The 26246-nt window shown below is 67.6% G+C and carries 25 protein-coding genes; all 25 read left to right on the plus strand.

All coding sequences use genetic code 11. The features are described 5' to 3' along the window. Positions 1-12: 12 nt before the first annotated feature. The 25 genes from LTT66_RS11945 to LTT66_RS12065 all read left to right on the plus strand — a co-directional run bounded on the left by LTT66_RS11945 (position 13) and on the right by LTT66_RS12065 (position 26219). A complete protein-coding gene (locus tag LTT66_RS11945) occupies positions 13-798 on the plus strand; it encodes an alpha/beta fold hydrolase (RefSeq protein WP_233066801.1) in 786 nt (261 codons plus the stop codon). Further along, the gene (locus LTT66_RS11950; RefSeq protein ID WP_233066804.1) at positions 795-1028 is read left to right on the plus strand and encodes a hypothetical protein; all 234 of its coding nucleotides are present in this window, start codon (positions 795-797) and stop codon (positions 1026-1028) included. The genes LTT66_RS11945 and LTT66_RS11950 overlap by 4 nt, the downstream gene beginning before the upstream one ends. Positions 1029-1342: 314 nt before the next feature. Next, positions 1343-1690 carry a hypothetical protein gene (locus LTT66_RS11955; RefSeq protein ID WP_233066806.1) on the plus strand — a complete coding sequence of 116 codons (348 nt, stop codon included), beginning with the start codon at positions 1343-1345 and terminating at the stop codon, positions 1688-1690. 18 nt (positions 1691-1708) lie between these two features. Then, a complete protein-coding gene (locus tag LTT66_RS11960) occupies positions 1709-2509 on the plus strand; it encodes a hypothetical protein (protein ID WP_051047565.1) in 801 nt (266 codons plus the stop codon). A 152-nt stretch (positions 2510-2661) separates the two neighbouring features. Next, complete coding sequence (locus tag LTT66_RS11965) at positions 2662-3957, plus strand: hypothetical protein (RefSeq protein ID WP_051047564.1); 1296 nt, start codon at positions 2662-2664, stop codon at positions 3955-3957. Beyond that, entirely contained in the window at positions 3954-5420 is a 1467-nt protein-coding gene (locus LTT66_RS11970) for an SCO6880 family protein (protein ID WP_233066808.1), read from the plus strand. The genes LTT66_RS11965 and LTT66_RS11970 overlap by 4 nt, the downstream gene beginning before the upstream one ends. Next, positions 5417-7129 carry a hypothetical protein gene (locus LTT66_RS11975; protein WP_233066810.1) on the plus strand — a complete coding sequence of 571 codons (1713 nt, stop codon included), beginning with the start codon at positions 5417-5419 and terminating at the stop codon, positions 7127-7129. The genes LTT66_RS11970 and LTT66_RS11975 overlap by 4 nt, the downstream gene beginning before the upstream one ends. A 6-nt stretch (positions 7130-7135) precedes the next feature. Further along, entirely contained in the window at positions 7136-8263 is a 1128-nt protein-coding gene (locus LTT66_RS37055) for a C40 family peptidase (RefSeq protein WP_269822002.1), read from the plus strand. A 118-nt stretch (positions 8264-8381) separates the two neighbouring features. Next, a complete protein-coding gene (locus LTT66_RS11985) occupies positions 8382-9350 on the plus strand; it encodes a hypothetical protein (protein WP_233066812.1) in 969 nt (322 codons plus the stop codon). Between the two features lie 167 nt (positions 9351-9517). Continuing rightward, on the plus strand, positions 9518-9892 hold the full coding sequence (locus tag LTT66_RS11990; protein ID WP_051047562.1) for a hypothetical protein: 375 nt from the start codon (positions 9518-9520) through the stop codon (positions 9890-9892). Then, the gene (locus LTT66_RS11995; RefSeq protein ID WP_233066813.1) at positions 9889-10968 is read left to right on the plus strand and encodes a hypothetical protein; all 1080 of its coding nucleotides are present in this window, start codon (positions 9889-9891) and stop codon (positions 10966-10968) included. Before LTT66_RS11990 ends, LTT66_RS11995 begins: the two co-directional genes overlap by 4 nt. A 48-nt stretch (positions 10969-11016) precedes the next feature. Next, the gene (locus tag LTT66_RS12000; RefSeq protein WP_233066816.1) at positions 11017-11313 is read left to right on the plus strand and encodes a hypothetical protein; all 297 of its coding nucleotides are present in this window, start codon (positions 11017-11019) and stop codon (positions 11311-11313) included. Between the two features lie 29 nt (positions 11314-11342). Beyond that, positions 11343-11921 (plus strand): hypothetical protein, encoded by a 579-nt coding sequence (locus tag LTT66_RS12005; protein ID WP_233066819.1) that lies wholly within the window; start codon positions 11343-11345, stop codon positions 11919-11921. A gap of 62 nt (positions 11922-11983) precedes the next feature. Continuing rightward, positions 11984-12922, plus strand: coding sequence for a hypothetical protein (locus tag LTT66_RS12010; protein ID WP_233066822.1), 939 nt, complete (start codon positions 11984-11986; stop codon positions 12920-12922). 12 nt (positions 12923-12934) lie between these two features. Beyond that, the gene (locus LTT66_RS12015) at positions 12935-13906 is read left to right on the plus strand and encodes a hypothetical protein (protein ID WP_233066825.1); all 972 of its coding nucleotides are present in this window, start codon (positions 12935-12937) and stop codon (positions 13904-13906) included. 282 nt (positions 13907-14188) lie between these two features. Then, entirely contained in the window at positions 14189-15283 is a 1095-nt protein-coding gene (locus tag LTT66_RS12020; RefSeq protein WP_233066827.1) for a hypothetical protein, read from the plus strand. A gap of 44 nt (positions 15284-15327) precedes the next feature. After that, positions 15328-17205: a type IV secretory system conjugative DNA transfer family protein gene (locus LTT66_RS12025; RefSeq protein ID WP_233066829.1), complete on the plus strand. Its 1878-nt coding sequence runs from the start codon at positions 15328-15330 to the stop codon at positions 17203-17205. Continuing rightward, positions 17202-18098 carry a DUF4913 domain-containing protein gene (locus LTT66_RS12030; protein WP_233066831.1) on the plus strand — a complete coding sequence of 299 codons (897 nt, stop codon included), beginning with the start codon at positions 17202-17204 and terminating at the stop codon, positions 18096-18098. The genes LTT66_RS12025 and LTT66_RS12030 overlap by 4 nt, the downstream gene beginning before the upstream one ends. Beyond that, positions 18095-19039 carry a hypothetical protein gene (locus LTT66_RS12035; RefSeq protein WP_233066833.1) on the plus strand — a complete coding sequence of 315 codons (945 nt, stop codon included), beginning with the start codon at positions 18095-18097 and terminating at the stop codon, positions 19037-19039. Before LTT66_RS12030 ends, LTT66_RS12035 begins: the two co-directional genes overlap by 4 nt. Beyond that, positions 19036-19965 carry a hypothetical protein gene (locus LTT66_RS12040; protein ID WP_233066835.1) on the plus strand — a complete coding sequence of 310 codons (930 nt, stop codon included), beginning with the start codon at positions 19036-19038 and terminating at the stop codon, positions 19963-19965. Before LTT66_RS12035 ends, LTT66_RS12040 begins: the two co-directional genes overlap by 4 nt. Before the next feature lie 251 nt (positions 19966-20216). Continuing rightward, positions 20217-21080 (plus strand): MBL fold metallo-hydrolase, encoded by an 864-nt coding sequence (locus LTT66_RS12045; RefSeq protein ID WP_233066838.1) that lies wholly within the window; start codon positions 20217-20219, stop codon positions 21078-21080. A gap of 60 nt (positions 21081-21140) precedes the next feature. Beyond that, positions 21141-21806 carry a GNAT family N-acetyltransferase gene (locus LTT66_RS12050; RefSeq protein WP_233066842.1) on the plus strand — a complete coding sequence of 222 codons (666 nt, stop codon included), beginning with the start codon at positions 21141-21143 and terminating at the stop codon, positions 21804-21806. Between the two features lie 80 nt (positions 21807-21886). Further along, on the plus strand, positions 21887-23380 hold the full coding sequence (locus LTT66_RS12055) for a flavin-containing monooxygenase (RefSeq protein WP_233066844.1): 1494 nt from the start codon (positions 21887-21889) through the stop codon (positions 23378-23380). Between the two features lie 424 nt (positions 23381-23804). Continuing rightward, a complete protein-coding gene (locus LTT66_RS12060) occupies positions 23805-24602 on the plus strand; it encodes an SAM-dependent methyltransferase (RefSeq protein ID WP_233066846.1) in 798 nt (265 codons plus the stop codon). Between the two features lie 24 nt (positions 24603-24626). After that, positions 24627-26219 carry an FAD-dependent monooxygenase gene (locus LTT66_RS12065; RefSeq protein ID WP_233066848.1) on the plus strand — a complete coding sequence of 531 codons (1593 nt, stop codon included), beginning with the start codon at positions 24627-24629 and terminating at the stop codon, positions 26217-26219. Positions 26220-26246 lie beyond the last annotated feature (27 nt).

The raw sequence follows: 26246 nt of genomic DNA on the forward strand, positions 1-26246 counted from the left end.
TCGACAGCACCGGTGACGGTGGCCTACGTCCACGGCACACTCACCGACTCCAGCTACTGGAAGCCGCTGACCGACTACCTGGACCAGCGCCTTGACGGAGGTATCGCACAGATCGCCTACGACCAGCGCGGGCACGGCACGAGCGCACCGCCTGGTCGCGGAGCAGGGACCGGGCTGCCGGTGCTCATCGACGACCTCGACACCGTCCTGACGCACACGCACGGCGCGGTCGTTCTGGTGGCGCACTCGGTGGCGTCGTTACTGGTGCAGGCATGGGCCGGGCGACATCCGCGCCGCGCCCGTGCCCTGGCTGGCATCGTGCTGTTCAACGCCAGCCCCGCATTTCCCTGGTCGTCGCAGTCCGTTAATTGTGAGACCGGCAGGCACTGGGAGAGTCGGCTCGTCGAAGAACTGACGACCTACCTCTATCCAGGTAGCTACAGGTCGCCGCGCCGCCGCTCGCGCCCGATCCACAGCCGGGGCAGGATGCGCGCCGCCGACATGGATGTGGATGTGGTGAGGGCGGAGCTGGCCGCCTACAGCGGTGCGAGGTTGTCCGGCGAGATCGTCAGCATCTTGCGCAGCGTGCCGACGTGGATTGTGACCGGTGAACTCGACCTCGTCGTACATCCGCGCATGTCTCAGGAGCTGGCCGAACTCATCTGGGGCGACTACAGCTGTGTTGCCGATGCGGGGCATTCCTTGCCTCACCTCGAGCCCGCCGCGGCCGCCGCGGCGATCCTAGCCGCGCTCGAAGTCGCCTACCGCGGCCAGCAACGTAGCGGCGGTGCGCCGTGATCGCCAAACCACTTCCCGTGCAGGTTCTTTCACCGCTGACGCAGCTATTGGGTTGGCTGGCCTGGTTCGTGCTGCTGCTGTGTATCGCCCGGACGGTGTGGGTCGGAGGGCTGCTGGTCGTCCGCCTCTACCGCGACGAAGCCGTCGAAGGGCTCGTTGGCGCCCTGTTCGGCGCCGTGCTGCTCGGCAGCGCCAGCTCGCTGGCCTTGGCCGTGCTGCCTCCGACCTGATCCTGCCGAGGAGAACCCATCCCGTGAATTCGATCCGAACACACCAGACCACCAGCGCTGCTGTGCTGGCTGTAGCGGTACTGGTCACTGCTGCCGGTTTGCTTGGCTGCGGCCGCGAAAACCACCCCCCGATCGGTGAACCAACTTCCAATGCACTCGTGGCCGCACCTACCGGTCTGCGATGGCAGCCCTTCCAAGGGGTCGACCTACCGGTCGGAAAAGAAGGCCCCCGCCACATCGAACAACCCGTTGCTGTCGGATTCGACCGATCACCGGCAGGAGCCGCGCTAGCCGCCATCCACGCCACAGTGCGAATGTCCATCGCCACCGACAACCAATGGCCGATCGTCGGACAGCGGATGCTCGCTCCAGGTCCAGGCCGCGACGCCTGGGCGACCGCGCGCGCACAGATCTCGATTACCAGCCCGACCACCGACCGCCCGCCGAAACTTCTCGGCTACGTGATCACCCGTTACACGCTCGACGCCACAGACGTCGACATCTACAGCATCCATCCCGACAACACCGTCACATGCAACCACACCGGCGTCGTCTGGCATGGCGACGACTGGCGCCTACAGCTACCCGACAGCCCCACCACTGCGGCGGTTACCGCCATGACGGTGCCCCCTCCTGACCTAGTCCCGCTCACACGACGCTGAGAAAGAAACCCAGCCCAGATGAAAGCTCATCGTCTACTGACAATCCTCCTCGCCAGCATCACCGCTGTCGTGATCGCGGTATTCGTCCTGACCATCACCCACGACTCCCGCTCATCCGAGCAGCCCCCCGATCCCAGCAGCCCGCCCTCCCCAACGGTGCGGACGTTTCCCGATCTTCCTCCCGCCACGCCGCCACCGACCATCGACCTGTTCGGCAACAGGCTGGAAGTAATCAGCGACGACGAGGGTGCCGCGCTGCCGCAAGACCCGAGCACCCGTCCGGACCCCGCCCGCCCCGACTACCTGACCACCCCACCCGCCCAAATGCGCTGGCAGCGTGGCTGGGGCGGGGCCGCCCTGCCGGTATCGGGCAGCGACGGTCCCAGCCGTGTTGAGCACGGCATCGCATCCGGCTTTGCTCATACACCCCACGGGGCGGCGCTGGCTGCCGCGGACGCGCTCGCACGTGTGCTGGCTGCACCGGAGGGGGTGTGGCAGCAGGTAGTGCGTGAGCGCTACTACGGCGGCGGCCGGGCACTCACCGATCGGTTCGCCCGCTCACGCGAGCGCACCCCGGGTGTCGCACGCTATGTCGTGGTCCCCGACGGCGTGCGGATCCAGCCCGGCTACCGCGACGACCTCGCCATCGTTCAGTTCGCCACTCACGACGATCTGGGCTACACCGTCTCCACCTGGCCCATGGCCTGGATCGACGGGGATTGGCGCGTCCGCGTACCCGACGACATCCAAGCACTGTGGGGTCCGGGCACGTCGACATCCACGTTGACCGGTTTCGGCTCATGGAAGGCCGCACCGTGACCGAAAGCTCCCTCGCGCAGGCATCATTCGCGTCAGGGCCGTGGCGCGCACAGCTGCCACCGCTTCCACCGTCGGATGTGTGCGACATACCGCTAGGACCCCAGCAGGCGTGCGAACAACTCGGCCAAGCTGCCTCCGAGGCAGCCAACTCGGTGCTCGACGACCTGACCTCGCAGCTCGGGGAGAGTTTCGGCAAGCTTCTGCGATTCGTCATGACGTGGTGGACAGCCTTGCCATCTCCGCAACTGGCGGACAGCCGGGGCGGATTGGGACCGGCGCTGGCGGGAATCCGGGACTACACCAGCGGGCTGCAGGTGCTGCTGCTGACCTGCGGAATCATCTTCGCTGCGGCGCGACTGGCGCTGGCCAAACGCGGCGGGGTCGCGGGCGAGGCCCAGGAAAGCTTCCTCATGTTGGCCCGCGCGGTGTTCACCTCGATGGCCTTCGCGGCAATCGTCACCACCGGAACCCGTGCCGGTGATGCCTTCGCCGAGTGGGTGCTGTTCGACGCATCCAGGGGAGATGCGCACAACATCGTCGCCGGGATCGCCGAATTCGAGTTCGAGACGAAATCCGGGTTAGGGATTGGGACCTATCTGGTGTTGTTCCTGCTCGGGATCATCAGCATGCTGATTCAACTGGTGATGCTGGTTCTCCGGCAAGCGCTGCTGATCGTGGTGGTGGCGGTGATTCCGATCGCGGCGGCCGCCTCGGGTACCGGACCTGGTTCCCAAGCGTACAAACGCCTGCTGAGTTGGTCACTGGCCTTCGTGTTGTGGAAACCGGTCGGGGCATTGGTCTATGCGATCGCCTTTACCGTGGCGGGCCGTGACCAGCAAGACCCACAGTTGGTGCTGCTCGGCTTGATCCTGCTGGTCATGACAGTGATTGTCCTGCCCGCGCTGATCCGTCTGGTCGCCCCCGCTGTCGCGACACTCGGTGGCGGGGGCGGCGCGGCGGCTGTTGTGGCCGGCGGTGCGGCCGGGATGGCTATGGCGGCGATCGGTGAGCGGTCGAATGCCCGCAAGGTCAGCGAGGGTGAGAACGCGCCTGGTGGTGGGGCCGTCGGCTCACCTGGTGCTGGAGGCCCGTCCAGAGATGGAGGGGGAGGGGGCGGTGGCCGCCCGATGCCTGGCGGCGGCGACGGTGCCGCGAGTAGCGCTGGGACCGGCGGCGGTAAGACCGGCGGATCGACTAACGGCAGCAGTGGTGCGCGTCCTGCCGGTGCCGGGGCAGTTCAGCCGCCGTCGGCGTCCGCAGCGAGTAGCGGCGGTGGTGAGGCAGTCGGTGTTGCGGGCGCGGGTGTGGCCGGTGCGGCGGCGATGGGCGCGCAGATGGTCAAAGACGCTGCACAGCAGACAGTCTCGGCAATCGAGAGCCAGACTCGTGAAGCAACCGCCACAAGCTTGGACCAGGACGCTTTGGGGCCGGGGGAGGTGCGGCGGTGACGACACGCATGTATGGCCGCTGGGAGCGTCCCCGTTCCGCGGGGTTCTTCGGGTTGACCTGGGGCGTGTCGATGCTCGGGCTCGGGCTGATCATCATGGTGATGGTCGGGTTCTTGATCACCCGATCCCTGCTGTCGGCCGGGGTGCTGATCCTCGGCAGCGCGGTGGTATTCACCCCGCTGGCGGTCACCCGCAATGGCCGCACCGGCTGGGAGATCGCGTTGTTGCGGCTGCAGTTCGCCGCCGCCCGCGCCCGCGGCGAGCACCTCTACCGTGCCGGACGATTCTCGCGGATCGCGGGAATCGCGAAACTTCCTGGCTTACTAGCGGATTCGCGACTGAGTGAGTTCGAGACGGCGGGCGGAAAGCGGTTCGCGATGCTCCACATCCGTCGCAGCGACCACTACACGGTGGTGCTGAAGGTGATCCCGCGTGGCAAGGAGTTGGTCGACCAAGCCCAGATCGACGCCTGGGTCGAAGGCTACGGGCAGTTCGTGGCCACCCAAAGCCGCGGTGGGGAAGTGGTCGCGGTGTGCTCGGTGCTGGAGAACGTCGTCGAAACCCGCCTCAAACAGTCACAGGAGGTCACCCGCCTGGTCCGCCCGAGCGCGCCGGACTACGCGCAGGCGGTGATGCGGGAAGCCGCCGCCGATATCGGCGGGGTCGGAGTGCGGGTTGAGGGCCGGATCGCGATCACCTACCGCGCCATCGGCAAAGGGCGTCGTGATGATGCCGAGCAGGCCCGCGAGATCGGCCAACGCCTGCAAGGCGTGTTGTCCCAACTCGCCCGTGCGGGACTTCCGGCGACGCCGTTGCAGGCGTGGGAGGTGCTCGGGCTGGTGCGTAGCCGCTACGACCTCGCTGCCCAGCGCGACGTGGAAGCCGCCGGCGCGGCGATCACGTCCACGCAATCGTGGGACTCCGTCGGGCCGCTCGCGCATCAGGATCGGTGGGATCACTACGTGCACGATGGTGCGAGGTCGATCACGTGGGAGATGGACGCCGCTCCGCGCGGCGCGGTGATGGAGACTGTGCTCGAGGAGTTGCTGCGCCCGCGCGCGGATGTTCCACGCAAGCGGGTGGCGATCGTGTACAGGTTGCATTCGGCGGCCGAGGCCACCACCCTGGTCGACTCCGACTTCCGTGACGCCGTCGCGGCCGAGCAGACCGAACGGGGCATCGCCTCGGCGTCGGCACGGATCCGGGTAGGCAACACCCAAGCCGCCCGCGAGGAACAAGCACGCGGCGCCGGGCTGACGCGGTTCGGGGTGCTGGTGACGGTCACCGATCACCTCGACGGGGACCTGCCCGGGATCGAAGCCTCGGTGAAGGGGATGGCCGCAGCGTCCCGGCTGAGTGTGCGCCGCTGCTACGGCACCCAAGCCGCCGCCTTCGCCGCCAGCTTGGGAATCGGGCTGATCCTGCCCGAGCACACCTCGATCTCCAAGCGGGTGTCGGCATGACCAAGCCCCGCAATGAGAAAACACCACGGCCCGCCCGGACCGAAATCGTCGCCGGTGTGCGGGTGCTCACGCCCTCGGCGCGCGCCGCGATCCAGGCGGCTGCCGCCCAGCCTGGCCTGCGCGGTTGGCGGGCGAGGCTGGCGATATCGAGCGATGATCATCGACGCGCCACCGCCGCCCGCCGCGCGGGAGACCGTGGCGGGGATGGCTTCGACCGATCGCTGGTGAGTCTGTCCGATCGCGGGTATCGCGGGCTCGGCGGCGGCCGCGCCGCCGTGGTGGCCACTACCCCGGAATGGCGGGCGACCACTGTGCAGGTCGCCGGGCTGTGGCCGTTCAGTGTCGGGGCGAGCGCACCTACCGTCGGCACTCCTGTCGGGGCGCATTACATCACGGGCACGCCCGTGCATTTCGACCCGATGTCGTGGTTCCTGAAAGGGTTCATCACCGCCCCGATCGTGTTTGTGCTGGCACTCAACGGGTTCGGAAAGTCTTCGCTGATCCGTCGGATGGTCACTGGCGCGGTCGCGGCCGGGGAAACCGTGCTGTGCATGGGCGACACCAAACCCGACTACCGCGACCTCGTCGAACAATTGGGTGGTCAGGTCGTCGATGTCGGCTATGGCCACGGCACCGTGAACCCTCTCGACGTCGGCACCCTCGGTGCCGTGGTCGAACAGCTCACCGACCCGGACCAGCGCCGCCAGGTCGCCGCTCGGGTGGAAGCCGGCCAAGTCAACATCGTCGCCGGACTTGTCGAACTCGTGCGCGGCTCCCGAGTCGCCGACTACGAAGAAGTGCTGCTCGCCGCTGGGCTGCGCCAGCTCTACAGCCCCACGGGCGGCTTCTCCTATCAGCGCCCGCCGCGGCTATCGGACCTGCTCGACGTCATCTCCGGTGGTGCCGAACAACTGCGCCAGTTCGCCGAAGAGGACGACGAGACCGCCTACCGCGCCAGCACCAAAACCCTGCGCCGCTCCCTACGGGCGCTGGTCGAAGGCCCGTTCGGAGCGATCTTCAACGGACCCACCACCACCCGGCTGGACCTCGGCAGTCCGGCGGTGTGTGTGGACGTCTCCCGCATCCCCGAAGGTGACACCAAACTACTGGCCGCGGTGTTGATGGTGTGCTGGAGCGAAGGCTTCGGCGCGGTCGCCGCCGCGCACGCCCTTGCCGACGCCGGACTCGCGCCGCCGCGCACGTTCGAGGTCGTCATGGACGAGATCTGGCGGGTCCTCGGGGTGGGGGAGTTCATGGTGGACCGGGTCGACGCCCTCACCCGGCTCAATCGCACTTTGGGCACTGGATTGATCATGTGCAGCCACACCATCAAAGACCTCGCCGCGTTCGACTCCGCCGCCGCGCAGGCGAAAGCCCTCGGGTTTTTCGAAAGGGCGCGAGCGAAGCTGATCGGCCCGGTCGGGCCGGAGGAGATCAACCGTATCCGCGCGGCGGTCGGCATCACCGACACCGAGAAGCTGCTGGTCACCTCCTGGGCTGCGCCGCGGCCACCCAGTGACGACGACCTGGATCCCGCCCGGCGTGAAACCCCGCCCGGCACGGGCTGCTTCCTGCTGAAGACCGGTGAAGCGAACGAGCCAGGAATCCCATTCCGGATGGTGTTCACCCCGAGCGAGCGGGCCGCGGACGTCCACAACACCAACCGACGTTTCGACAACCTTCCCGGTGCGGGGGAGGCGAGCAGGTGAGCACCGATGGACACCGCATCGAAAACCGTGACCGCGACCGCACTCGGGCTCCCGATCGCGCTGCTTCTGCTGATCTTGGTGATCCTCGGCGTCGAGCAGACGTCGTCGTGTGCGGCACCGTTGTCGGCGGGGGCGGCGGGCGGGGTGAGTGGCCCGACCGGCCGGACGGTGGCGGGGTTGTCGGAATCGCAGTTGCAGCTGGCGCGCAACGGGGTGGCGATCGGCAAGCAGCGCGGCATGCCGCAGAACGTGATCATCGCCGAACTCGCCGCCCAGGCAACCGAATCGACGTTCCGGAACCTGGCGAATCCGGCGGTGCCGGAGTCGTTGAACCACGCAAACGACGGGCTCGGGTTCGATCACGATTCGGTCGGCCCGCACCAGATGCGCGCCAGCGTCTGGGGGTCGGTCGGCATCGCGAAACTGATGGACCCCATCTACCAGATCAACTGGTTCTACGACCACGCCACACAACTGGGCGCCGCAGCGGAGCGGATGACACCGGCCGAACTGGCTCAGGCGATCGAACGGTCCGCCCCCAACGCCTATGCCGGGCAGTCGGAGTTGGCGCGGCGACTGTATGCGACGTTCGCCGACCTCGACCCAGCATCGATGGCCCGCACGCCGGCCGGGTCGCTCGCTGCCGGGTGCGGAACGACCGGCTCCGGCACTCCACTGCCAGTGGAGGCGAGCGCGTTCGGGCGGGCGGTGATCGAGCACGGCGCGCGTTGGATCGGCACACCGTACGTGTGGGGCGGCGGGGATGTGAACGGTCCGACCGGCGGAGGGTTCGACTGCTCGGGCCTGACTCTCTACGCCGTCTATCACGCCTCGGGCGGGCGGATCCGGTTGCCGCACTATACCCAAGCCCAGCAAGACCACCCCACCGCGCAGATAGTGCCGTTCGTGCAGCGGGCGCCGGGGGATCTGATCTTCTTCACCGCCCCGGGCGACGCGGATTCCCATCATGTCGGCATCTATTACGGCCGCGACGCCCAAGGCCGCGACCTGTTGCTGCACGCCCCGCAATCCGGGCAAACCGTCACCCTCACTCCGCTGAGCGCATGGGAGGGCGAACGCATGGACGTGCGCCGCTACACCAGCACACCACCACCAGGAGATCGAAATGCCTGACCGCGCCCTCACACCGACCGTGACTCGCCACACGAGCCGTTCCACATCGATCAGGAGTTCTTATGAACCGACAGGAGTCCCGTTCGCATTCGCGCGGCCGCGGCACGGAGGTCCGACAGTGACCGAGACGAGGCTGCCGTGGGAGGTCCTGCCGCCGTGGAAGGCGCGGCTGCTGGAAGACATTCAGGAGCTGTCGGTGGAACGTGCGCGTCTGCTGCGGCGCGGCTACCCGACCTACACCCCTGGCGGTGACGGAGAGTTTCGAATCCAGAGCTGGCGTAGCCGGTTGCGGGTGTTGGACGGACTACGGAACGAGGCCCAGATTCACGCTCGCGCGGTGGAAGTTCCGCCCCCGTGGATTGAGGCCGCCCGGCTGCTGGGGCGTCAAGGTGTGCGCTGGGCCGAGCGCGACCCGGCGCCACCGCGCCCGCCGTGCGGGCCCGAAGCCCGCCGAGTCTGGGTCCTCAACCTGCTCGCTGATGACGTGTGGCAGCTGGAACACATGGCTGCGATCACGGCCGCACGCCGCGCTCGGATGGCCGGCTGCGGCATCCATTCCGAGCCCGACCCAGTCATGGCCAGCCAATTTCACAACAACATGACCGCGGTATGGCAACGCGCGTGCGAGCTCGCACTGGCGATCAACCTTTTCGACAGCGAACGCGAACAGTTGTGGGTCAGGAGCGCGCACGGGTGGGGCGTGTTGCTCGCCGCCACGGTCCATACCTACGACGCCGACATTCTCGAGGAGCGGTGGCGCATCCACGCCTGGCCGGGCATCGAACGGGAAGCGCGCGACGGCGTCGACAATATCCGCGACACCCTCGACCGCCATCGGGCTCGGGTCCTGGACGCCGAGGTTTTGCCGCCACGGCCGCAGCAGTTGATCCAGCACGCGATGCATCACCTGTGGCACAGCGGCGCCGAAGGCGACGGCGTCGAGTACACGGCCAGTACGGCACCCGACGATGCGGCGGTCAACGCTGCCCTCCCGGATGAGCTGGAGCTGAGCTGGAGCGCCGAACCGGCCCACGAACCCGAGCCCGGCCCTGCGCGGTTCCCACGAGAGCCGGGGCGTGAACCGTGAGCACCCATATCCCCACGTTGGCATTGTTCATTGGCGTCGTCGCGGTAACGGTCGCTGGGTGCGGTGCAGCCATCACGGTGCCCGCTGCGGATAGTGAACAACTCTGCCGAGCGGAGCATTTCGCGACACCGTTCACCAGCGTGGACCCATGTTCGCCCGCGCAGGTCATGACTGCGGCGGTCACGGTGGTGTTCGGTTACCGGCCCAGCGAGCAGGTCGACCAGCGCGCAGCGTTGCGGGCGGCGCGCGCGTTGCTGGATCCCGGGTTCGCCGAACGCGCCGAACCCGCGGCGGTGGTGTGGGCGCCGGTCACCACGGCTCAGTGGCAGCAATGGCGCACCGATGCCACCACCATCACCACCACCGCACGGGTGACCAGCGACGACCATCCGGCCGACACCGCTACCTCCGTGCACCGGGTGCTGGCGGTCGAACTGCAGCCCACCGGTCAGCTACCAATCCGGTGGGCCGTTTACGCCTACACCACCCGCACCAGCGACCGGTCGGCGTGGTTGCTGTCGGGGTTGGAGGTGACAGGGTGACTGGCGATCCGGTCGAGGAATCCAGCCAGGCGATGCGCCAGGGATTCGTCCAAGCCCTGCAAACCGCGCACACAACCGCCGCGCTGATGCGTGGCCAGAGCGGACACGCCCGCTCGAAAGCGGAGTCCGACCAGCGAATACGCCACGCCGACGCGAAAGAGCACCGTTCCTCGGTCGAGCACTGGGTGCGTGTGACCAACGCGGTGGAAGTCGCAGGTCACGCGCGGGACCTCAACAGCGCCAGGGTCGAGGAAGTCCGTTCTCGGATCCAGCGCGGCGGTGAGCAGCACACGCTCGAACAGCAGCAGAAGCAGCGGCAGATCGAACGTGCCGACGCCGATCTCACGCGGCGGAATATGGCGGGCTCGCTCGAACGCAGACAAAGCCGTGAACTTCACGACGTGAAGATCACCGCCTACAAGAATCGGGAGACCCGCGCCAACGAGCTACACGGCCTCGACGTCGAATACAAGAAGCTGCTCATCGACATCCGCCGCCGTGCAGCTGGTTTCAGCGACACGTTGAGTGCGCACGGTGATACGGGGGAGGCGATGGCCTCGGCGGCGGCGTTCGCTGCGGCGAAAGGCGCCGAAGGGCTATCGCAGCAGCACGCAGACGAATCCGATGCCTACGCCGAGCGGTTCACCGAAGACACCGGCGGTGATCCTTCCATCGTCATCGACGCCGCCCTCGTCGATGACATCGACCCCGTCGACGGCAGTGCGCATGAGTTGTCACCGCTGGCGATCGAGAGTGGCCCGTCCATCATCGACGCCACCCTCGTCGATGACATCGACTCCACGCTGGGCACTGCCCGCCAGCGGTCGCCGGTGGCGATCGAGGACGTCATCGGGCTGACCGAGGAACTATCGGTCGCCACGCACCTTGCCCACGAGTTCGCTGATCTCATTGGTGAGCCGGGCACCGCATCGGGTGAAGGGTCGGCGATCGGCGACGCGGTTGATACCGCTGGACTCACCGACAACGGCGTGACACAGGTGCTGGAACTCGGGATCGAGGCCGAACTCCCCGGTGCTGCGATGCCGCCCACACCCGATCTTGGTCACGAGTTATGACCAGCTCAAGCAGCGAGGCAACGCAGCGGCGGGGCGGAGGCCGGTGAGATGGACACCCCCACTCCGTTGCAGGCGCACCTGCTCAAAGCGGTGCAGAACCTCGCCTACGACAGCCAGCAGCTGCTCGAACGCGCCCATCATGCCGGTCACACCAGTCCGCCACCGGAAGTAGTGGAGCAAGTACGGATCGGGCAGCGCTCCCGCGACCAGTGCGAAGCGGTCGCCCTGGCGGTCGGGTACCGAAGTCGTGGATCGACTACGCGCGCGCCGCCGGGGAACGCGGCACCCGCTGGCAGCCCGGACAAGCCCTCCTCGGTTCCGGGCAGGTCGAGCGGGCCACGCTGATTACCGCGCTGCGACGCGAGGTTCACCGGTTGCAGGACATGGCCGGGATCGGCGCCGCCTACCCGCACCGCGCCGCGCTCGATGAGGACGCGGTAGCGCGGTTTCGGCGAGTGATGGGCATGACCTGGCAGCGCCTTGGCGCGGTCTCCCACGCGCTGGGATTGAGCGAGGACGAACGCCACCAGGTGTGGCAGCGCGGATACGGGCACTGGGCAACGACGGTAGCCCAGCAGCTGCGCGGGCAGAGCGACCAGCAGCTTGCGAAGCGGTGGAAGCAAGTGGCGGGCGCGGACTTCACCGCCGTGGCGATGCCGATGCTGGTGTTGCAAGCCGCGGGCATCACCCCTGACGACATCACCGCCCAGATGCCGATCTCACCCGACCGCATGGTCGAACACGCCGCGGCCGCGCTCACCGCCACCGACCGCACCATCACCAGGCTGATCGTCGTCGACCCGGGCCGCGACCCCCGGCACGCCGCGGATATCACCGCCGCCATCGACGCCGCCGGCCTGTCCGACACCCGCGGCGCGGACCCTAACCCGGTCGATGACGCGCTCGAGGTGACCGGCTCGCCGCCCGAACTCACCCCCGGACCCGAGCCGTGACACGCCCGGAACGCACCACCAGACCAGCAGGCCCCAGCATCGCAGAAGAAAGGTTCATGCCCGTGAGTCGTCCCATACCTGATCTGGAGAGGCTGCCCAGCTGGAAGCTGCGGCTGCTCGAACGCATCCAGAACACCGCCGCCGACCACACCCGCGTCCTGCACCAGGGATATCCGAACTACCAGCCGCACTACGGCAGCGGCGAGATCCAAGTGCAGAGCTGGCGCACCCACCTACGCGCCCTGGACGCTGACCGCAGCGAGATCGAGATACACGCCGCCGCCGTGGGCCTACCGCAGACGGCGATCACCGCAGCCCGCGCCGCCGGACAGCGCGGGCAGCGGTGGGGCGACAGCGTGCACTCCCCACCCACGATGCGTCACGGGGAAGACCCGGTGCGCGCGCACATGGTCGAAGGTATCGCCGCGGACATCTGGCAGCTCGAGCACATGGCCGCGGTCAAGGTCGAGCACCGTCTGCGCGGCCTCGATGACACCGTGGCCGACGACCCCGCCGCGCGCGAGCAGTTCGACCGGAACATGGCCGCGTTGTGGACCCGGGCGACAGAAACCGCCCACGTCATCGGGTTGAGCGCTGAGGAACGCGCGCAGTTGTGGGAGCGTGACGGCGCGGGCTGGTTGAAGCTGGTGTCGGTGACCGTGCGCGGCTACGACGACACCGCCTTATCCGAGCGGTGGCGCACCTACGCCTGGCGTGGCATCGAACACGACGTCCGGCGCAGCATCGACACACTCGCCGTCGACCAGGCGATGACGCAGGAACCGGGAACATCGCCACCCACCCCGCACCTGCTCATCGACCGCGCTACCGAAGCGTTGTCGACCATCACACCTGGGCAGGTGGCCGCCGAGGCCGGTATCGGTGCGGCGGTGGACGCGGCGCTGCCTACCGACGTGACCGCGGTGTGGGACAGCGAACCGGCCAGCGAACCCGACATTCGGCCACCGGAATCCGGGTCGTCGGTCGAGCGTGATTGGTGAGGCGGTACGACGATGACCGTTCCTGAATCGGAATTCTCGCCCGAACAGACCGTGGCGCAGTGGCAGGCGCAGCTGCTGATGCGCATCCGTTTGCTGGCCGCCGAACACACCCGTATCGCCGATGCCGGGTGGGAGAAGTTCGAAGCGCTCACCAGCGACGGCGACCAGCAGGCCGCGTGGCAAGCGCATCTGGACGGGCTGGAAGCGCAACGTGAGCAGGCTGAGCAAACCGCGCTGACCGCGGGGATCGAGCCGGCGTGGATCGCCGATGCCCGCGAACTCGGCACCGCCAGCACCCGACCCCGGGTGGAAGCCGGGGTGCGGCAGAACCCGATGCGCGACAACGCTGCCCAGGACTTCTACATCGACATGCTCAGCCTCGACCTGTGGCACCTGGAACGGATGGCCGCGCTCGCAGCGGCCCGTGCGGACCGGATCTCCACCGGGCGCTGGAGTTTCGGCACCGACCCCGCTCGTGCGGCACAGTTCTCGCGCAACATGCAGCTGTATCACCAGCGGGTCACCGCGCTGGCGCACGCCGCGAAGTTCACTGCCACCGAAGCCGACCTGTTCTGGGGGCCGGCCGCGGAAGGCGCGCGCCGTACGCACGCGGTGCATCTGGAAACCTACGACGAGCTGGATTTGGTGGCCCAATGGAACGCCTACGCTGCCCCGAGCCCCGACTTGGCGATCCCGCCCTACGTTCCCACCGACCCCGATACCGGCACCCCCATCGCTGGCGCCGAGCTGACGCCACCGACACCACACCAGATGATCGACACCGCCGCGGCGTCACTGCGCGCCCAGTTCATCGACGCCGCCCTCGGGGACGCCGACACAACAAACCCCGACGCCGCCGCCATCACCGAGGCCGTCGACGCCGCCCTGCCCGCCGGCACACACGTCTGGGACACCGAACCCGACCACACCGGCCCGGCCACCGAACCGGGCGGCACGACCGATCTCGGCATCGCCCCGTATTGACCGAACTCGAGAAGGGGACTCACACCTACCGACGACCCATCTGCTGACTCGAAGAACTCACCGCACACGATTTCTCGTCGACGTTCTGGTCACCGGGTACTGACCGGGACGTTCGAACCCGCACTGCCAGGGGACATCCCAGGCCGCGCACGCGCCGTCACGTGACGCAACGCGGTCCACGCCCTTCCTTCACCGGAGGTCGACGATGTCCGACACCACACCTGATGCCGCTGTTGCGCACCAGCATCGACCGATGTTTCGCGATGATCGGCGGGTACAGCGATGAGCTGGCCCGATCCCCGACACGGCACTACCGATCCGGCCTATTACCGCGACGCCACCGACCCCACTGAGGCCCAGATCCGGGCTGATTTCACCCACTACTACCAGTTGCGGTTGATCGCACCCCACGGCGAAACCCCCGACCAGCAGCAGCAATTCACCGCATGGGCCGATGAGCTGGCCGCACGGTGGGGCCGCCACGAATCACCTGAGCACCGCAGGCTTTGGGGACAATTGCAAGCCGCGGTCGCCGGATGGGAAGCGCGCCCGGAATTCACCCGCGCCGCCTACAACCGCATCACCCGCGCAAACCTCGAGGGAGACCTCGACGTCGAGCCGATGGTGTGGCGCAACCTGCGCCAAGCCGCCGAGATCACCGGCCACATCGAAACCACCACCACCGGCTCCGACCAAGACGGCGCCCGCTGGCAGCCACCTGCCCATTCACCCGAGCGCACGATGGAGCGCGTCAGCGTGCTCGAGCGTGCGCTCGGCGGCAGCGGCCCGGAACTGGCCAGCCTCGCCGAAGTCGATGCGATCATCGCCGCCACCGACCAGCTGCTGGAGGCCGAAGAAGCAACCGGAGACGCCGACAGCGGGCGCGAGGAACGCCTCACCCGCCAACGCGTGGCGTTGCGGCAATTGCAAGACGCGACCGCTGAACACACCCGTCTGGCGGATGCGTGGCCGGGCACCTCCCAGCGGGACCAAGCCCACCTCGCACGCCTGGAAACCCTCCTGCACGACGCCCGCACCGCCCGCGTCGACGCCGCAGCAGCCGCGGCATCATCGGTCGACATCGAGGCCGCCTACCACGCCGGACTCGCAGGCACCTATTCCCACCAGTCGCCGGCCAACCTTCCACAGACGACGGCGGCGGATCCGTGGACCGGACGCGACGCGACCGCGGCTGAACACCTCGTCGACCTCACCCCGGAGCCGGGTCTCGACTACGCCGCAGGCGCACAGACGAGCGAGGCCATCGACGCCGCACTGCCCGAGGCCGGATTCGCCGCATGGAGTCCGGCCGATGGTCACCAAGAGCAGCCCGCGCCGTCGCTTGAGGTCGGTGCCGAGGCCGACCTTACGGCGTGAACCCCTCCGTCGCCGCTCGTCACACCCTTCGAAAGGACCGCATCATGTTCTCGACCCGAGAAACCCGCCGCCGCACCAAACGCGGACTCGGCGAGGAAACCAGCCTCCTGCTGCTGCTTCTCGTAGTGGCGCTGATGGCGCTGGCAGCGTGGTCAGCGCTGAGCCTGGGCAGCCGCTGGGCCGGACTGCCCGTCACCCGCCACCCCGTCGGTGCCCTGCTGGAGGTCGCCACCAGGCAACACCCATGGCCGTGGCAAGCCACCCTCATCGCTGTCGTCTACCTGCTGGCCGGCAGCGGGCTGGCTGTGTTCGGGTGGCGGACATTCGGATCGGGCAGTGAGATCGACGCCGCCGCGCGCACCATGCAACGGCCCCGCGACATTCGGATGGCGCGGAGGCGAGACATCCTGCGCGCCAACAAGCGATTGCTGCGCGACGCGCCCCCGGAAATCCAAGCCCTCAAAGGACCACCGCTGGGCAAGACCGTCATCGGCGGGGTGGAACTATTCGTGCCTGCCGAGTTGGGGGTGACGATCGCCGCAGGCACACGCACCGGCAAAACGATGGCGTGGGCGATCCCGGCTGTGCTCTCAGCGTGGGGCCCGTGCTTGGCAACCAGCAACAAACCAGACCTCTACCGGCACACCGTGTATGGGCGTGAACAGCGCGGCCAGATTTGGTTGTGCGACCTGCAAGCGGTGACCGGGAAGGTGGAATGCGGGTTCTGGGTCGACTTGTTGGCTCAGGTCACCAGCTTGCCCAAGGCGCGGAAGCTGGCCGGGTTCTTCGTCTCCGCCGCCTCCGGGTCGGCGGCGCAAGCTGCCAACGCCAAGGTCGACTCCTACTTCGACGGCGGCGCCCAAGAACTGCTCAGCTTGTATCTGTACGCCGCGGCCTGCGCAGGCGGGGATCTGCTGCACGTGGCCGAATGGCTCGGGCGTGATCAGGACCAGACCCCGGCGCTGATCCTGCGCCACTACAGACACCACCGCTCCGCCGAACGCATCCTCGAATCCCAAGCGCTCTACAGCCGCCAACGCGACGGCTTGTTCGACATGGCCAGGCGATTCCTGAACGTCCTCACCGACGAGGGCTACGCCCGCATGGTCACACCCCAACGGCGGGTGCGGATAGCGGTCCGCGAGGCGGTCGACCAGAAGACCCGCAAGAGCGAAGTCGTCATCGACCGGACCGAACAAGACCCCACCCATGACCTGCCGCAGTTCGAACCCGCGCGGTTCGTGGAGTCGGCCGACACGTTGTATGCACTGTCGATGGCTGGCCCCGACGGCGCCACACCCCTGACCTCCGCGCTGGTCGGGCAGATCCTGGAGGCCGCGCTGGATGCGGCGCGTGCTCGCCCGGATGGGCGGTTGGCGGTGCCGTTGCTGTCGGTGCTGGACGAGGCCGCCAACTGCGCGCGCATCGCCGAACTGCCGGCCTACTACACCTACGCCGGTGGTTGCGGGATCGTGTTGATGACCATCCTTCAGGTCCTCGAGCAAGGCGAAGATCTATGGGGCGCGAACGGGTTGAAGACGATGCGCGCCCAGTCGATCGAGGTCTACGGCGGCGGGATCGCCGCGACCGACTATCTGGAGCACTGGTCGGCGATGACCGGACCGCACGACGTCGCCGATCGTTCCCGCAGCCGCGGCGCCCAAGGCACCAACCGCACCGTGTCCTGGCGCGCTGAACCCATCCTCGACACCGCGTTGCTGGCAGCCCTGCCGAAAGACCGCGCCCTGGTCCGGCTTCCGAACCACGGACCGGTCGTGGTGCGCAAAATCTGGTGGTCGGACACCGAATACGCGCCCCTGATCCGGAAGTCGCTCGAGCGGTTCCGGAAAGCGGCGGATCAGAGCACGGCGCCAGTCATTGGTTCCGAGGGGGATCCGGCCGACGGAGGTGAGCGCTCGTGAGCGCGCCAACCTCGGCGACGGGGAACCCTGCGGCGGGGAAGAACGTGCCGAACAAGCCGGTGCCGCCGTCGTATCAGCATTTCACCGAGTTCGCCGAGAAGTGGTTCTGGCCGTTCATCAGCGTCCGGTTGGCCGAAGCCAACCGGGAGAACACCTACACCTGGTGCAGCCGGTGGTGGGCACACCGCGCGGTCGCGGTGCGCATCGCGCACCTGCACGCCGCGTTCGAAGCGCAGAAACGCGCCCGTACCGGTAACGGCTTCAGCACCTTCGTGCTCTCCCACGTCGATGCCCACTTCAAAGTCATCCTCGACGCCGCCAACGGCCCCCTGCACCGCTGCACCCGCACCACCCACATCGCCACACCCAGCCTGCCATTCGAGCCGGTCCCCACCCGGTACTTCACACCCTCCCAGCCCACCACCAACGGAGACGGCCAGGAGCAGAAGGGACCGCCGCCGCTGTTCGAGCACTGGAGTCTGTTCGTGCAGCAGTGGCTGCTGCCGGTGACCTCGGTGCGGATCGCGGCCAACAACCGCGAAGGCCAATACACGTGGTGTCGCCGGTGGTGGGAGCATCGCGCCGTGGCGGTCCGTTTCGCCGGGCTGCACCGGGGGTTCGAAGCCGCCCGCGTGGCGCAAGACAAATCCGCGATGAGCACGCTGTTCACCCGCCACATCGACCCGCACATGCGCTACATCCTCGATGCCGCCAACGGCCCCCTGCACCGCTGCACCCCCGACCAGCACATCGACACCCCCGGCCTCCCGGCCGAACCGGTCCCGGCCGCGTGGTTCGGGGCGCCCGGAGCGAGCACCCCGATCGAGCGGCTCGGGTTCGGTCCCGACTTCCGCGCCTTCGGCGACGGCCTCACCCCGGGGGCGGGGCCGTGAGGGCACCGACACGGGCGCAGGCGGCGGTGCTGAAAGCTCTGCAGAACCAAACGGTGTTCCTCAACCGGATGGTGGCTACCGCCACCGAACGCCAGCGGCAGACCGGGCAAACCCCGCCGCAGTCCTGGTATGAGGACTATCAAGGCCGCGCGCTCCTGCGTGAGGCATTGATCGATGCCGCCTCCGCGGGTGGGGTGCCGCGCGTGTGGATCGACCACGTGCGTGAACGCGGTGACCGCGGCACCCACTGGCGCGCCGACCTCTACCTGCGCACCCCCGAACCCACCGACTGGGACCGCGTCCTCGGCGATCTGTCCGCCGACGTGCACCAGCTGCGCGAGTGGACCGCCCTGCACACCGTAAACGACCGGATCAACCCATCCAGCGACGCCACGATCGTCGCCGAAGTCGAGGGCAACCTGCGTGCCCTGCGCTACCGAACCGCAGCGGTGGCCAACCTGCTCGGCCTCACCAGCGAGGAAGGCCACGACCTGTGGGGTGACGCGGGGGAGTGGGCTCACGCCGCACTCGCGTCCGTCGACGGCCTTCCCGCCGAACAGGTGGCACAGCGTTGGCAGCAGGTCGCCCGCACCGACACTCGTTCCTACGCGTTGCAAGCCACCGCATTGAACAATGCCGGAATCGCGATCGACACCGCGGCGGCGTTGTGCGCCCACGAAGAGCTGGTACACGCGATCACGATAGGGCTGACGCTCCCGCCGCCTCTGTTCCAGTCCGCTAACACCACCGGCGCCGACATCGCCGCCGCGGTCGACGCCGCGATTCCCACCGGCACAGCCGTCCACGACACCGAAACCGACCGCGCCAAAGCGGTGTTCAGCCACGCCGCCGACACCCAGGCATGGGTGAACGACCCCACGACCGACCACGACATCGGCGCGCCGCAGTTCTCCTCACCAGGCGAGGGATACGAACAATGACCCACCCACAACCGGGCATCCGCAGCGGAGACATCCCACCCGAACACGCGACTCTTCTGCGCCGCATCCACCAGCTGGCCGCCGACGCCAACGAGTTGCGCGCCACCCTCCTGACCACCGATACGGAGGCCGCCGCGACAACGGCGGTGTTCGAGCAGATCGCCGCGGTCGACCGGCAACGCAGTCTGGCGGAGATCCAAGCCCGTAATCGTGGTGTGCCGGCCGATTGGATTGGGGTTGTGCGGCGGCTCGCCGAATCCGGCCGCGCATGGAACGACGACCACCTGCTCCCGGCGCCACGCCCGGCGCCCGGACGACGAAACACTCCCCGCGTCGCGGACGACATGCGTCAGCTCACCGACATGGCCGCCCTCACCGTCGCCCGCGACCATCTCCTCGGCATCAACACCGCCGACGCCGAGCCGGACCCTGCCGCCGCCCAACAGCTGCGGCGCAACATGGAAGCGCTGTGGACCCGCGCTGATCGCACCGCCACCTCGATCGGCCTCGGCGCACGCTCCCGCGCCCGAGCATTCAACACCACCACGGACCTCGCCGAGCGGGTCGAGGGCTACTTGCGCTATAGCCGCGAGGACCTCGATATCCACTGGCGCAGCTACACCAGCACCGCCATCGCCGATGGGGTGCGGCGCTCGCTGAAAAGCCTCCGTCGCATCGACCGCGACATCACCACCGTAGACCCCGATGCTGAGCAGCCTCCGACACCGAAAGCGCTCATCGAACAAGCCCGCCACGCCCTCGACACCGCGATCCGGGGGCAATCCGAGGCCGGGGCTCAGATCAATGCCGCAGTCGACGCCGCGATCCCTGAGGCCGCGACCGACAGCTGGGACAGCACCACCGGCGTCGACGCAGGCGAGACCGCCGCGGTCGCGGCGTACCCGGACACCGGGCCCGATCCGTAACCGGACGCCGCAAGACCTCCCTTGCCCGCATTCGATCCCACCTGCGAGAAGCCCATGCCGTTTTCCGAATCCGCGGAGCCCGCAACAGAACACCGGGCGCGCGCACCCACACGCGAGGTCGCGCCGTGACCCGACCGCCCAGCCGCCGCGACTCCACCCGCCCCCCAGCACACCGACCCACTGCCCTACAGGGCCGCGCGTCGCGGCGGCGACCACACCCACCCCGAAACCCGACATCAGGAGACCCGATCATGACTCTCAGCCTCGACCACTACACCCGCCCCGCCACCCTCCATCACCACCAGCTCGGCGACCACCGCATCACCTACCTCCCCGACGGCGTCGCCCTGCTCGAACCCCACACGTGGCTGCCGGACGCCGACGACCACATCTGGGCCGAGCACGCGCATCTGATCAACCCCGACGGCTACCTCATCGCCAGCATCGGCGCCCTGCTGATCGAACACGGCAACCGAGCCATGCTCATCGACGCCGGCTTCGGACCGCTGGCCGTCCCCACCGAGTTCGGTTTGATGCGCGGCGGGCAACTGCTCGACAGCCTCTCCGCCGCGCGCAAAACCCTGGCCGACATCGAACTCGTCGCCATCACCCACCTGCATCTCGATCACATCGGCTGGCTCTGGCAGGCCGCCCCCGACGCCGCGACCAGCCCGTTCGCTGACATCCCCGTCCTGATCGGCGACACCGAATGGCAGCACCGCCGCCTCGCCGCCGCGACCGGCGCCAGCACCGAGATGCTCGACATCTTCACCGCCCAAGTCCGCACCATCACCGACGGTGAGGAAATCTTCCCCGGCGTCCACGCCCTGGCCCTCCCAGGCCACAGCTTCGGGCACCTCGGCTACATGATCACCTCACCCGGGCACCGGTTGCTCGTGTTCGGCGACGCGATGCAAACCCCCCTGCAAATCACCCACCCAGAACTCACCGCGGCCATCGACGACGACCCTGCCCAATCCGTCATCACCAGTCGCGCCGTCATCGACCAACTCGCCACCCCCGGCACCCTCGGCTTCGGCCTGCACTTCGCCGACGTCCAACTCGGCCGAGTCACCACAGCCCACACAGGCCAGCTGCTCTGGCAGCCCGAATAGCGCACACCCACTCGGACGCCGTCTGCCCAGTTCACCTCAACTCTCGATCGGAGACATCCCGTGCAACCCGCTACCGAAACAACTCCCGCTCACGCCATCGTGCAGGTCCGCCCCGCTAGTGCCCGCGCCGAACTGCTGGACTTCACCCAATGGCATCACCTCGCTGGTGTGCCGCAATCACGCCCGGCCGGACGCAACCTCGTCGAGGTCGCCGACGCAGGCATCCTTTCCACCGGCCTCACCCGCAGCTACGCCGCGGAGAAGGTGAACGACCCGAGCATCCCCGGCGGCATCCCCACGCTGCTGGCCGCGCGCACGATGGCTCTGGTCGCCGTCGCCGACAACCGCCCCATCGGCGGCCTGGCAGCGGGACCGTCGTTCTTCCTCTGCGCACAACTGGCGATGCTGGGCCCCGCGACCGTCCTGCAAGCGGCGCTGGCGACGATCAAGATCCACGCCCTTGCGGTTAAGCCCGGCTGGCGCCGCTGCGGTATCGGTACCGCGCTGCTGAGCCACGCTCTCACCACCGCCCGCGATGCGGGAGCGAGCGTGGTTTACGGCCAGTTCAACACCGACGCACCAGGATTGGCCGAGTTCTACCACCGCAACGGCATGAACGTGTCCGAACCGGATGCACCGCTGCAGATGAACGCACTCATCGATCTGCCCGCCTACGTCGCGCCCCTGCCGGGGGAAACGCTGTTTCATCGGGTGGTGAACCAGTGAACGCCACACCCGAACGGCACTCTTCGCCGTCACCCGTTTGCGTCGTGCCTCCGAGCGGTGCCGAACCCGAGGACGTGCAGGTGGCTGTCATCGGTGCGGGTTTCGGCGGGATCGGTATGGGTGTAGCGCTGCGCCGCGCGGGCATCGACCGCTTCGCCATCTACGAGAAAGCCGACGACGTCGGCGGCGTCTGGCGCGACAACACCTACCCCGGCTGCAACTGCGACGTCCCGGCGCACCTGTACTCGTTTTCCTTCGCGCCCTACCGCAACCGGCACACCCGCTACCCCGGGCAACCGCGGATTCTCGACTACCTCCGACAGGTCGTCAGCGAACACCAGCTCACCGCACATCTGCGGCTGGGCACCGCGATCAGCGAGGCAACCTACCTCGATGATCGGGGTCGCTGGCGACTCACGACCGTGTCCGGGCAGCAGATAGTGGCTGAGGTTGTGGTTTTCGCGGTCGGGCAATTGCACCGACCGAACATCCCCGACTATCCCGGGCGGGCGCAGTTCACCGGGCCGGTGTTCCACACCGCGAGATGGGATCACGACATCGACTTGTCCGGCCTGGATGTCGCGGTGATCGGCACAGGATCCAGCGCCGCCCAAATACTGCCCACCCTTGCCGCGACCGCGCGGCATGTGGGCGTGTACCAACGGACACCGCAGTGGGTCCTGCCCAAACCCGCCACGGACTTCGGGCCGCTGGCGCGTGCCGTGCTGCGCCTGCCCGGCGCCCACCACCGCTACCGGCAGGCCCTGCATCGCGGCGCGGACGCTGTCCTCGCGCCCATCATGCGCCGCGGCTGGTCGGCACGCCCGGCCGAAACCTTTGCCCGCTGGCATCTGCACCGGCAGATTCCCGATCCGGTGCTGCGCGCGCAACTGACTCCCGACTATCCGATCGGCGGCAAACGCATCATCCTCGACAGCCACTACTACCCGGCGCTGACCCGGCCCAACGTCGAACTCATCACCGCCGCGATCACCCGGTTCACCAGCGACGGACTCGACACCGCCGACGGCAGCCACCACCGAGCCGACGCGATCATCTACGCGACCGGATTCCGGGCACCGGAATTCCTCGTACCGGTCGCTGTCCGCGGCCGGAACGGCTTGGTGCTGCACGAACACTGGTCCTCGGGTGCCTGCGCGTTCCTCGGAGTGGCGGTGCCAGGGTTCCCGAACGCGTTCCTCATCGCCGGACCGAACACCTTCAACCCGGCAGGCAGCAACCCGGTGATGAAGGAACACCAAATTGACTACATCATCCGCTGCTTGCGCTGGCGCGAACACATCGGCGCCGAAGCGGTCGAAATCGACGCGAACGCAATGCGGCGCTATCAACGATGGCTCGACCACGCCATCGACCACACAGTGTGGCCGCTCGCCGGGCCGAGCTGGTTCAAGCATCCCACCGGACGGGTCACCAACCCGTGGCCGGCCTCAGCGAGGGCGTTCGAACAATTCACGCGCCACGCACCGGAAACGGTCTTCACCACCGTCCCACCGCAGACCCACCGCGAAAACCGAACGCGTCCCCCGATGTCCACTCGAGCAGCGTCTTAGACCCTTCAAGTAAGGAGAACACAACGATGTCCATCACAACCGAGCGTTGTACAACACTGCGTTGTTAGCGCCGATGATGTCGTGCGCGCGACGCTAGCTGCTATGAGAAGTGAGGACAGCGGCTGACGTCGCGGCTACCAGCCGTGTGGAACGGCTACCGTCAAGTCCTCCGCAGCTGCCGACCGGTTGAGTTGATAGGTGACGGTGGGATTCTTTCCGCCCGAATAAACGGCTATGCCGTTTCGGGCGTGGGTTGCAGCCACGCCCGGCACCCATCCAACGACGGCGACCACCGGCGTCACACCGAATGCCGCCTCATAGGCAACGGCACCTGCGGCTGAGCTGCGGACCCCAATTCAGTGGCGAATCCGGCGTATCGCCGCGCCTATCACCGCGGACTACCCGCACCAATAGGAGCCAATCCATGTGCGAAGACGACAGCCCTCTCCTCCGGACCGACATCCCGCATTCGGCGCGGATCTGGAACTACTGGATGGGCGGCAAGGACTACTACGAGATCGATCGCATCGCAGGTGATGCCGGTATCGGAGTGGACCCCGACATCACCACCATGGCCGTGCAGTCACGGCAGTTCCTCATCCGCGTCGTGCGCTACCTCGTCCAAGAGGCGGGAGTGCGGCAATTCCTCGACGTCGGAACGGGTTTGCCGACGATGCAGAACACCCACGAGGTCGCCCAAGCCGTCGCGCCCGAGGCCCGGATCGTCTACATCGACAACGACCCTCTCGTGCTCACCCACGCGCGGGCGCTGCTCACCTCCACCACCGCCGAAGGTGTGGTCACCTACATCGACGCCGACTACCACGATCCCGAACGGATCATTTCCGACGCCAAGCATGTCCTGGACTTCCACGAGCCGGTCGCCGTGATGTTCATGGGCGTGCTCGGCCACGCCAAAACCTACGACGAGCTGTTGCGGATCGTGCACACCGTCATGGACGCCATGCCCTCCGGCAGCTACCTGGCGCTGTGGGACGGCACCGATGACAGCAGGGCGTACGTCACCCTGTGCCAGAACTACACCGGCACCGGCGGCACACCCTATGTTCCGCGCCCGCAGGCGCAGCTGAAAGCCGTCTTCGAGGGGCTGCAACTGGTCGAGCCCGGCTTCGTATCCATCACCCAATGGCGCTGCGGCACCACCGAGGTCGGTGAAACCCGCCCGATCTCCGCCTACGGCGCCCTCGCCCGCAAACCGTAGCCCTCGACCAGGAAGGCCGAATCGATGTCTCATCATTCCGAAGAAAGCAACCGCATCCTCATCGTCGGCGCGGGACCGGTCGGGTCGCTGGCCGCCATCATCTTGCGGCGCTGGGGAGTGGCGTGCCGCGCGATCGATAGGGCGGTCGGTTCGGCGACGACCTCGAACGCGTGTGTGGTGCATGCGCGTTTGATGGAATTGCTCGCCCACTTGGGTATGACTGACCGATTGGTTACGCGGGGACGCCGTGCCCGCCGGATGAACTATCACTTCCTGGGCACAGGCGAAATAGCGCGACTGGACTTCACCCAACTCGACAGCAGCTATCCCTTCATGCTCAACATCAGCCAGGCCGAGACCGAGCGGATCCTGCACGAGGAACACGCCTCACTCGGAGGCACGATCGAGTGGAATACCGAACTGCTGTCCGTCAGCACCGACAGTGCCGGGCGCATCACCGCGCGGGTGGTGAACAAGGCCGATGGTCGGGAGGAGATCCTGCATCCCGAGTGGCTGATCGGGTGCGATGGAGTGCACAGCACCGTCCGCCAGCAGATGGGTATGACCGTCGTCGGCGGCGAGTACTACGCCGACCAGATGAGAATGACCGACGCGCCCATATCCGGGCTCCCGCTGTCTGCGGAAGACCTCGATTACCTCGTCGAACCCGACCGAATGACGCTGCTCATACCCTTGCCAGGGGTCATCCATCGGCTGCTGGTCAGCGATATGAGCGCCAATCCCGAAACCGAAATCTCGCAGGCTGCGTTCCAGGCGGTGCTCGACCGCTGCTTCGACGGTACGGTCACCCTCGGCCGGCCAGAATGGGCGTCGAACTTCACCATCCGCATCGGCATCAGCGACTATCGGCGCGGCAACGTTTTCCTGGCGGGGGACGCCGCCCACCACCACTCACCCGCCGGTGCGCAAGGGATGAATCTGGGCATGCAGGATGCCTACAACCTCGCCTGGAAGCTCGCCCTGGTCACCAAGGGAGAAGCCCGCGAGACGCTCCTCGACACCTACGAGCCGCAGCGACGCCCGGCAGCCGAACAGGTCATCGCAAGGACGCAAAAGCTGCATGACCTGCTCATGGCGCACGGCACGCCGATCGCAGAGCGTTTGGCGATCATTCGAGAACCGGGATTCATCGAGCAAGCGGTGAACGGAATATCCGGTATCGGCACCACCTATCGGCACACAGTCTCCCAAGCGCCGGGGATCACGCCGCTCGGTGGCCTGGCCGCTGGTGACCGCGCACCCGACGTTGCCCTGACCGCACGGCAGCGGCTGCACTCCCTGTTGCACCATCCCGGACATACGCTGCTCGTATTCCAGTGCGACGCCCACTCGGCATCCGCAGTGAAAGCATTGGAAAGCCGGGTCGCGCGGCGTTTCGGCGATCGAGTGCGGTGCACAGTGATCGCTTCGCCTGATCAGCGTGCCGCCGCGCCCGACGGTGCCATCGTCGCCGACAGCTTCGCCGCTCACAAACTGTACGGCGCCGAGGACACCGACACCCTGTGCCTGTTGCACCCCGACGGCCACATCCATGCACTGTGCGGATTGCCTGAGCAGGAAGCACTACTCACCTCCCTCGGCGCTGTCTTGACCTAGCCGCGCACATCGCGACACACGCCGCAG

Origin of the sequence: Nocardia gipuzkoensis (assembly GCF_021183645.1) — a bacterium.
Taxonomy (GTDB): Bacteria; Actinomycetota; Actinomycetes; order Mycobacteriales; family Mycobacteriaceae; genus Nocardia; species Nocardia abscessus.

Coding starts and splice junctions, on each gene's coding strand:
- LTT66_RS11955 (WP_233066806.1), top strand. CDS start 1,343: ATGTCCATCGCCACCGACAACCAATGGCCGATCGTCGGACAGCGGATG.
- LTT66_RS11960 (WP_051047565.1), top strand. CDS start 1,709: ATGAAAGCTCATCGTCTACTGACAATCCTCCTCGCCAGCATCACCGCT.
- LTT66_RS11975 (WP_233066810.1), top strand. CDS start 5,417: ATGACCAAGCCCCGCAATGAGAAAACACCACGGCCCGCCCGGACCGAA.
- LTT66_RS37055 (WP_269822002.1), top strand. CDS start 7,136: ATGGACACCGCATCGAAAACCGTGACCGCGACCGCACTCGGGCTCCCG.
- LTT66_RS11990 (WP_051047562.1), top strand. CDS start 9,518: ATGACTGCGGCGGTCACGGTGGTGTTCGGTTACCGGCCCAGCGAGCAG.
- LTT66_RS12000 (WP_233066816.1), top strand. CDS start 11,017: ATGGACACCCCCACTCCGTTGCAGGCGCACCTGCTCAAAGCGGTGCAG.
- LTT66_RS12015 (WP_233066825.1), top strand. CDS start 12,935: ATGACCGTTCCTGAATCGGAATTCTCGCCCGAACAGACCGTGGCGCAG.
- LTT66_RS12020 (WP_233066827.1), top strand. CDS start 14,189: ATGAGCTGGCCCGATCCCCGACACGGCACTACCGATCCGGCCTATTAC.
- LTT66_RS12025 (WP_233066829.1), top strand. CDS start 15,328: ATGTTCTCGACCCGAGAAACCCGCCGCCGCACCAAACGCGGACTCGGC.
- LTT66_RS12040 (WP_233066835.1), top strand. CDS start 19,036: ATGACCCACCCACAACCGGGCATCCGCAGCGGAGACATCCCACCCGAA.
- LTT66_RS12045 (WP_233066838.1), top strand. CDS start 20,217: ATGACTCTCAGCCTCGACCACTACACCCGCCCCGCCACCCTCCATCAC.
- LTT66_RS12060 (WP_233066846.1), top strand. CDS start 23,805: ATGTGCGAAGACGACAGCCCTCTCCTCCGGACCGACATCCCGCATTCG.
- LTT66_RS12065 (WP_233066848.1), top strand. CDS start 24,627: ATGTCTCATCATTCCGAAGAAAGCAACCGCATCCTCATCGTCGGCGCG.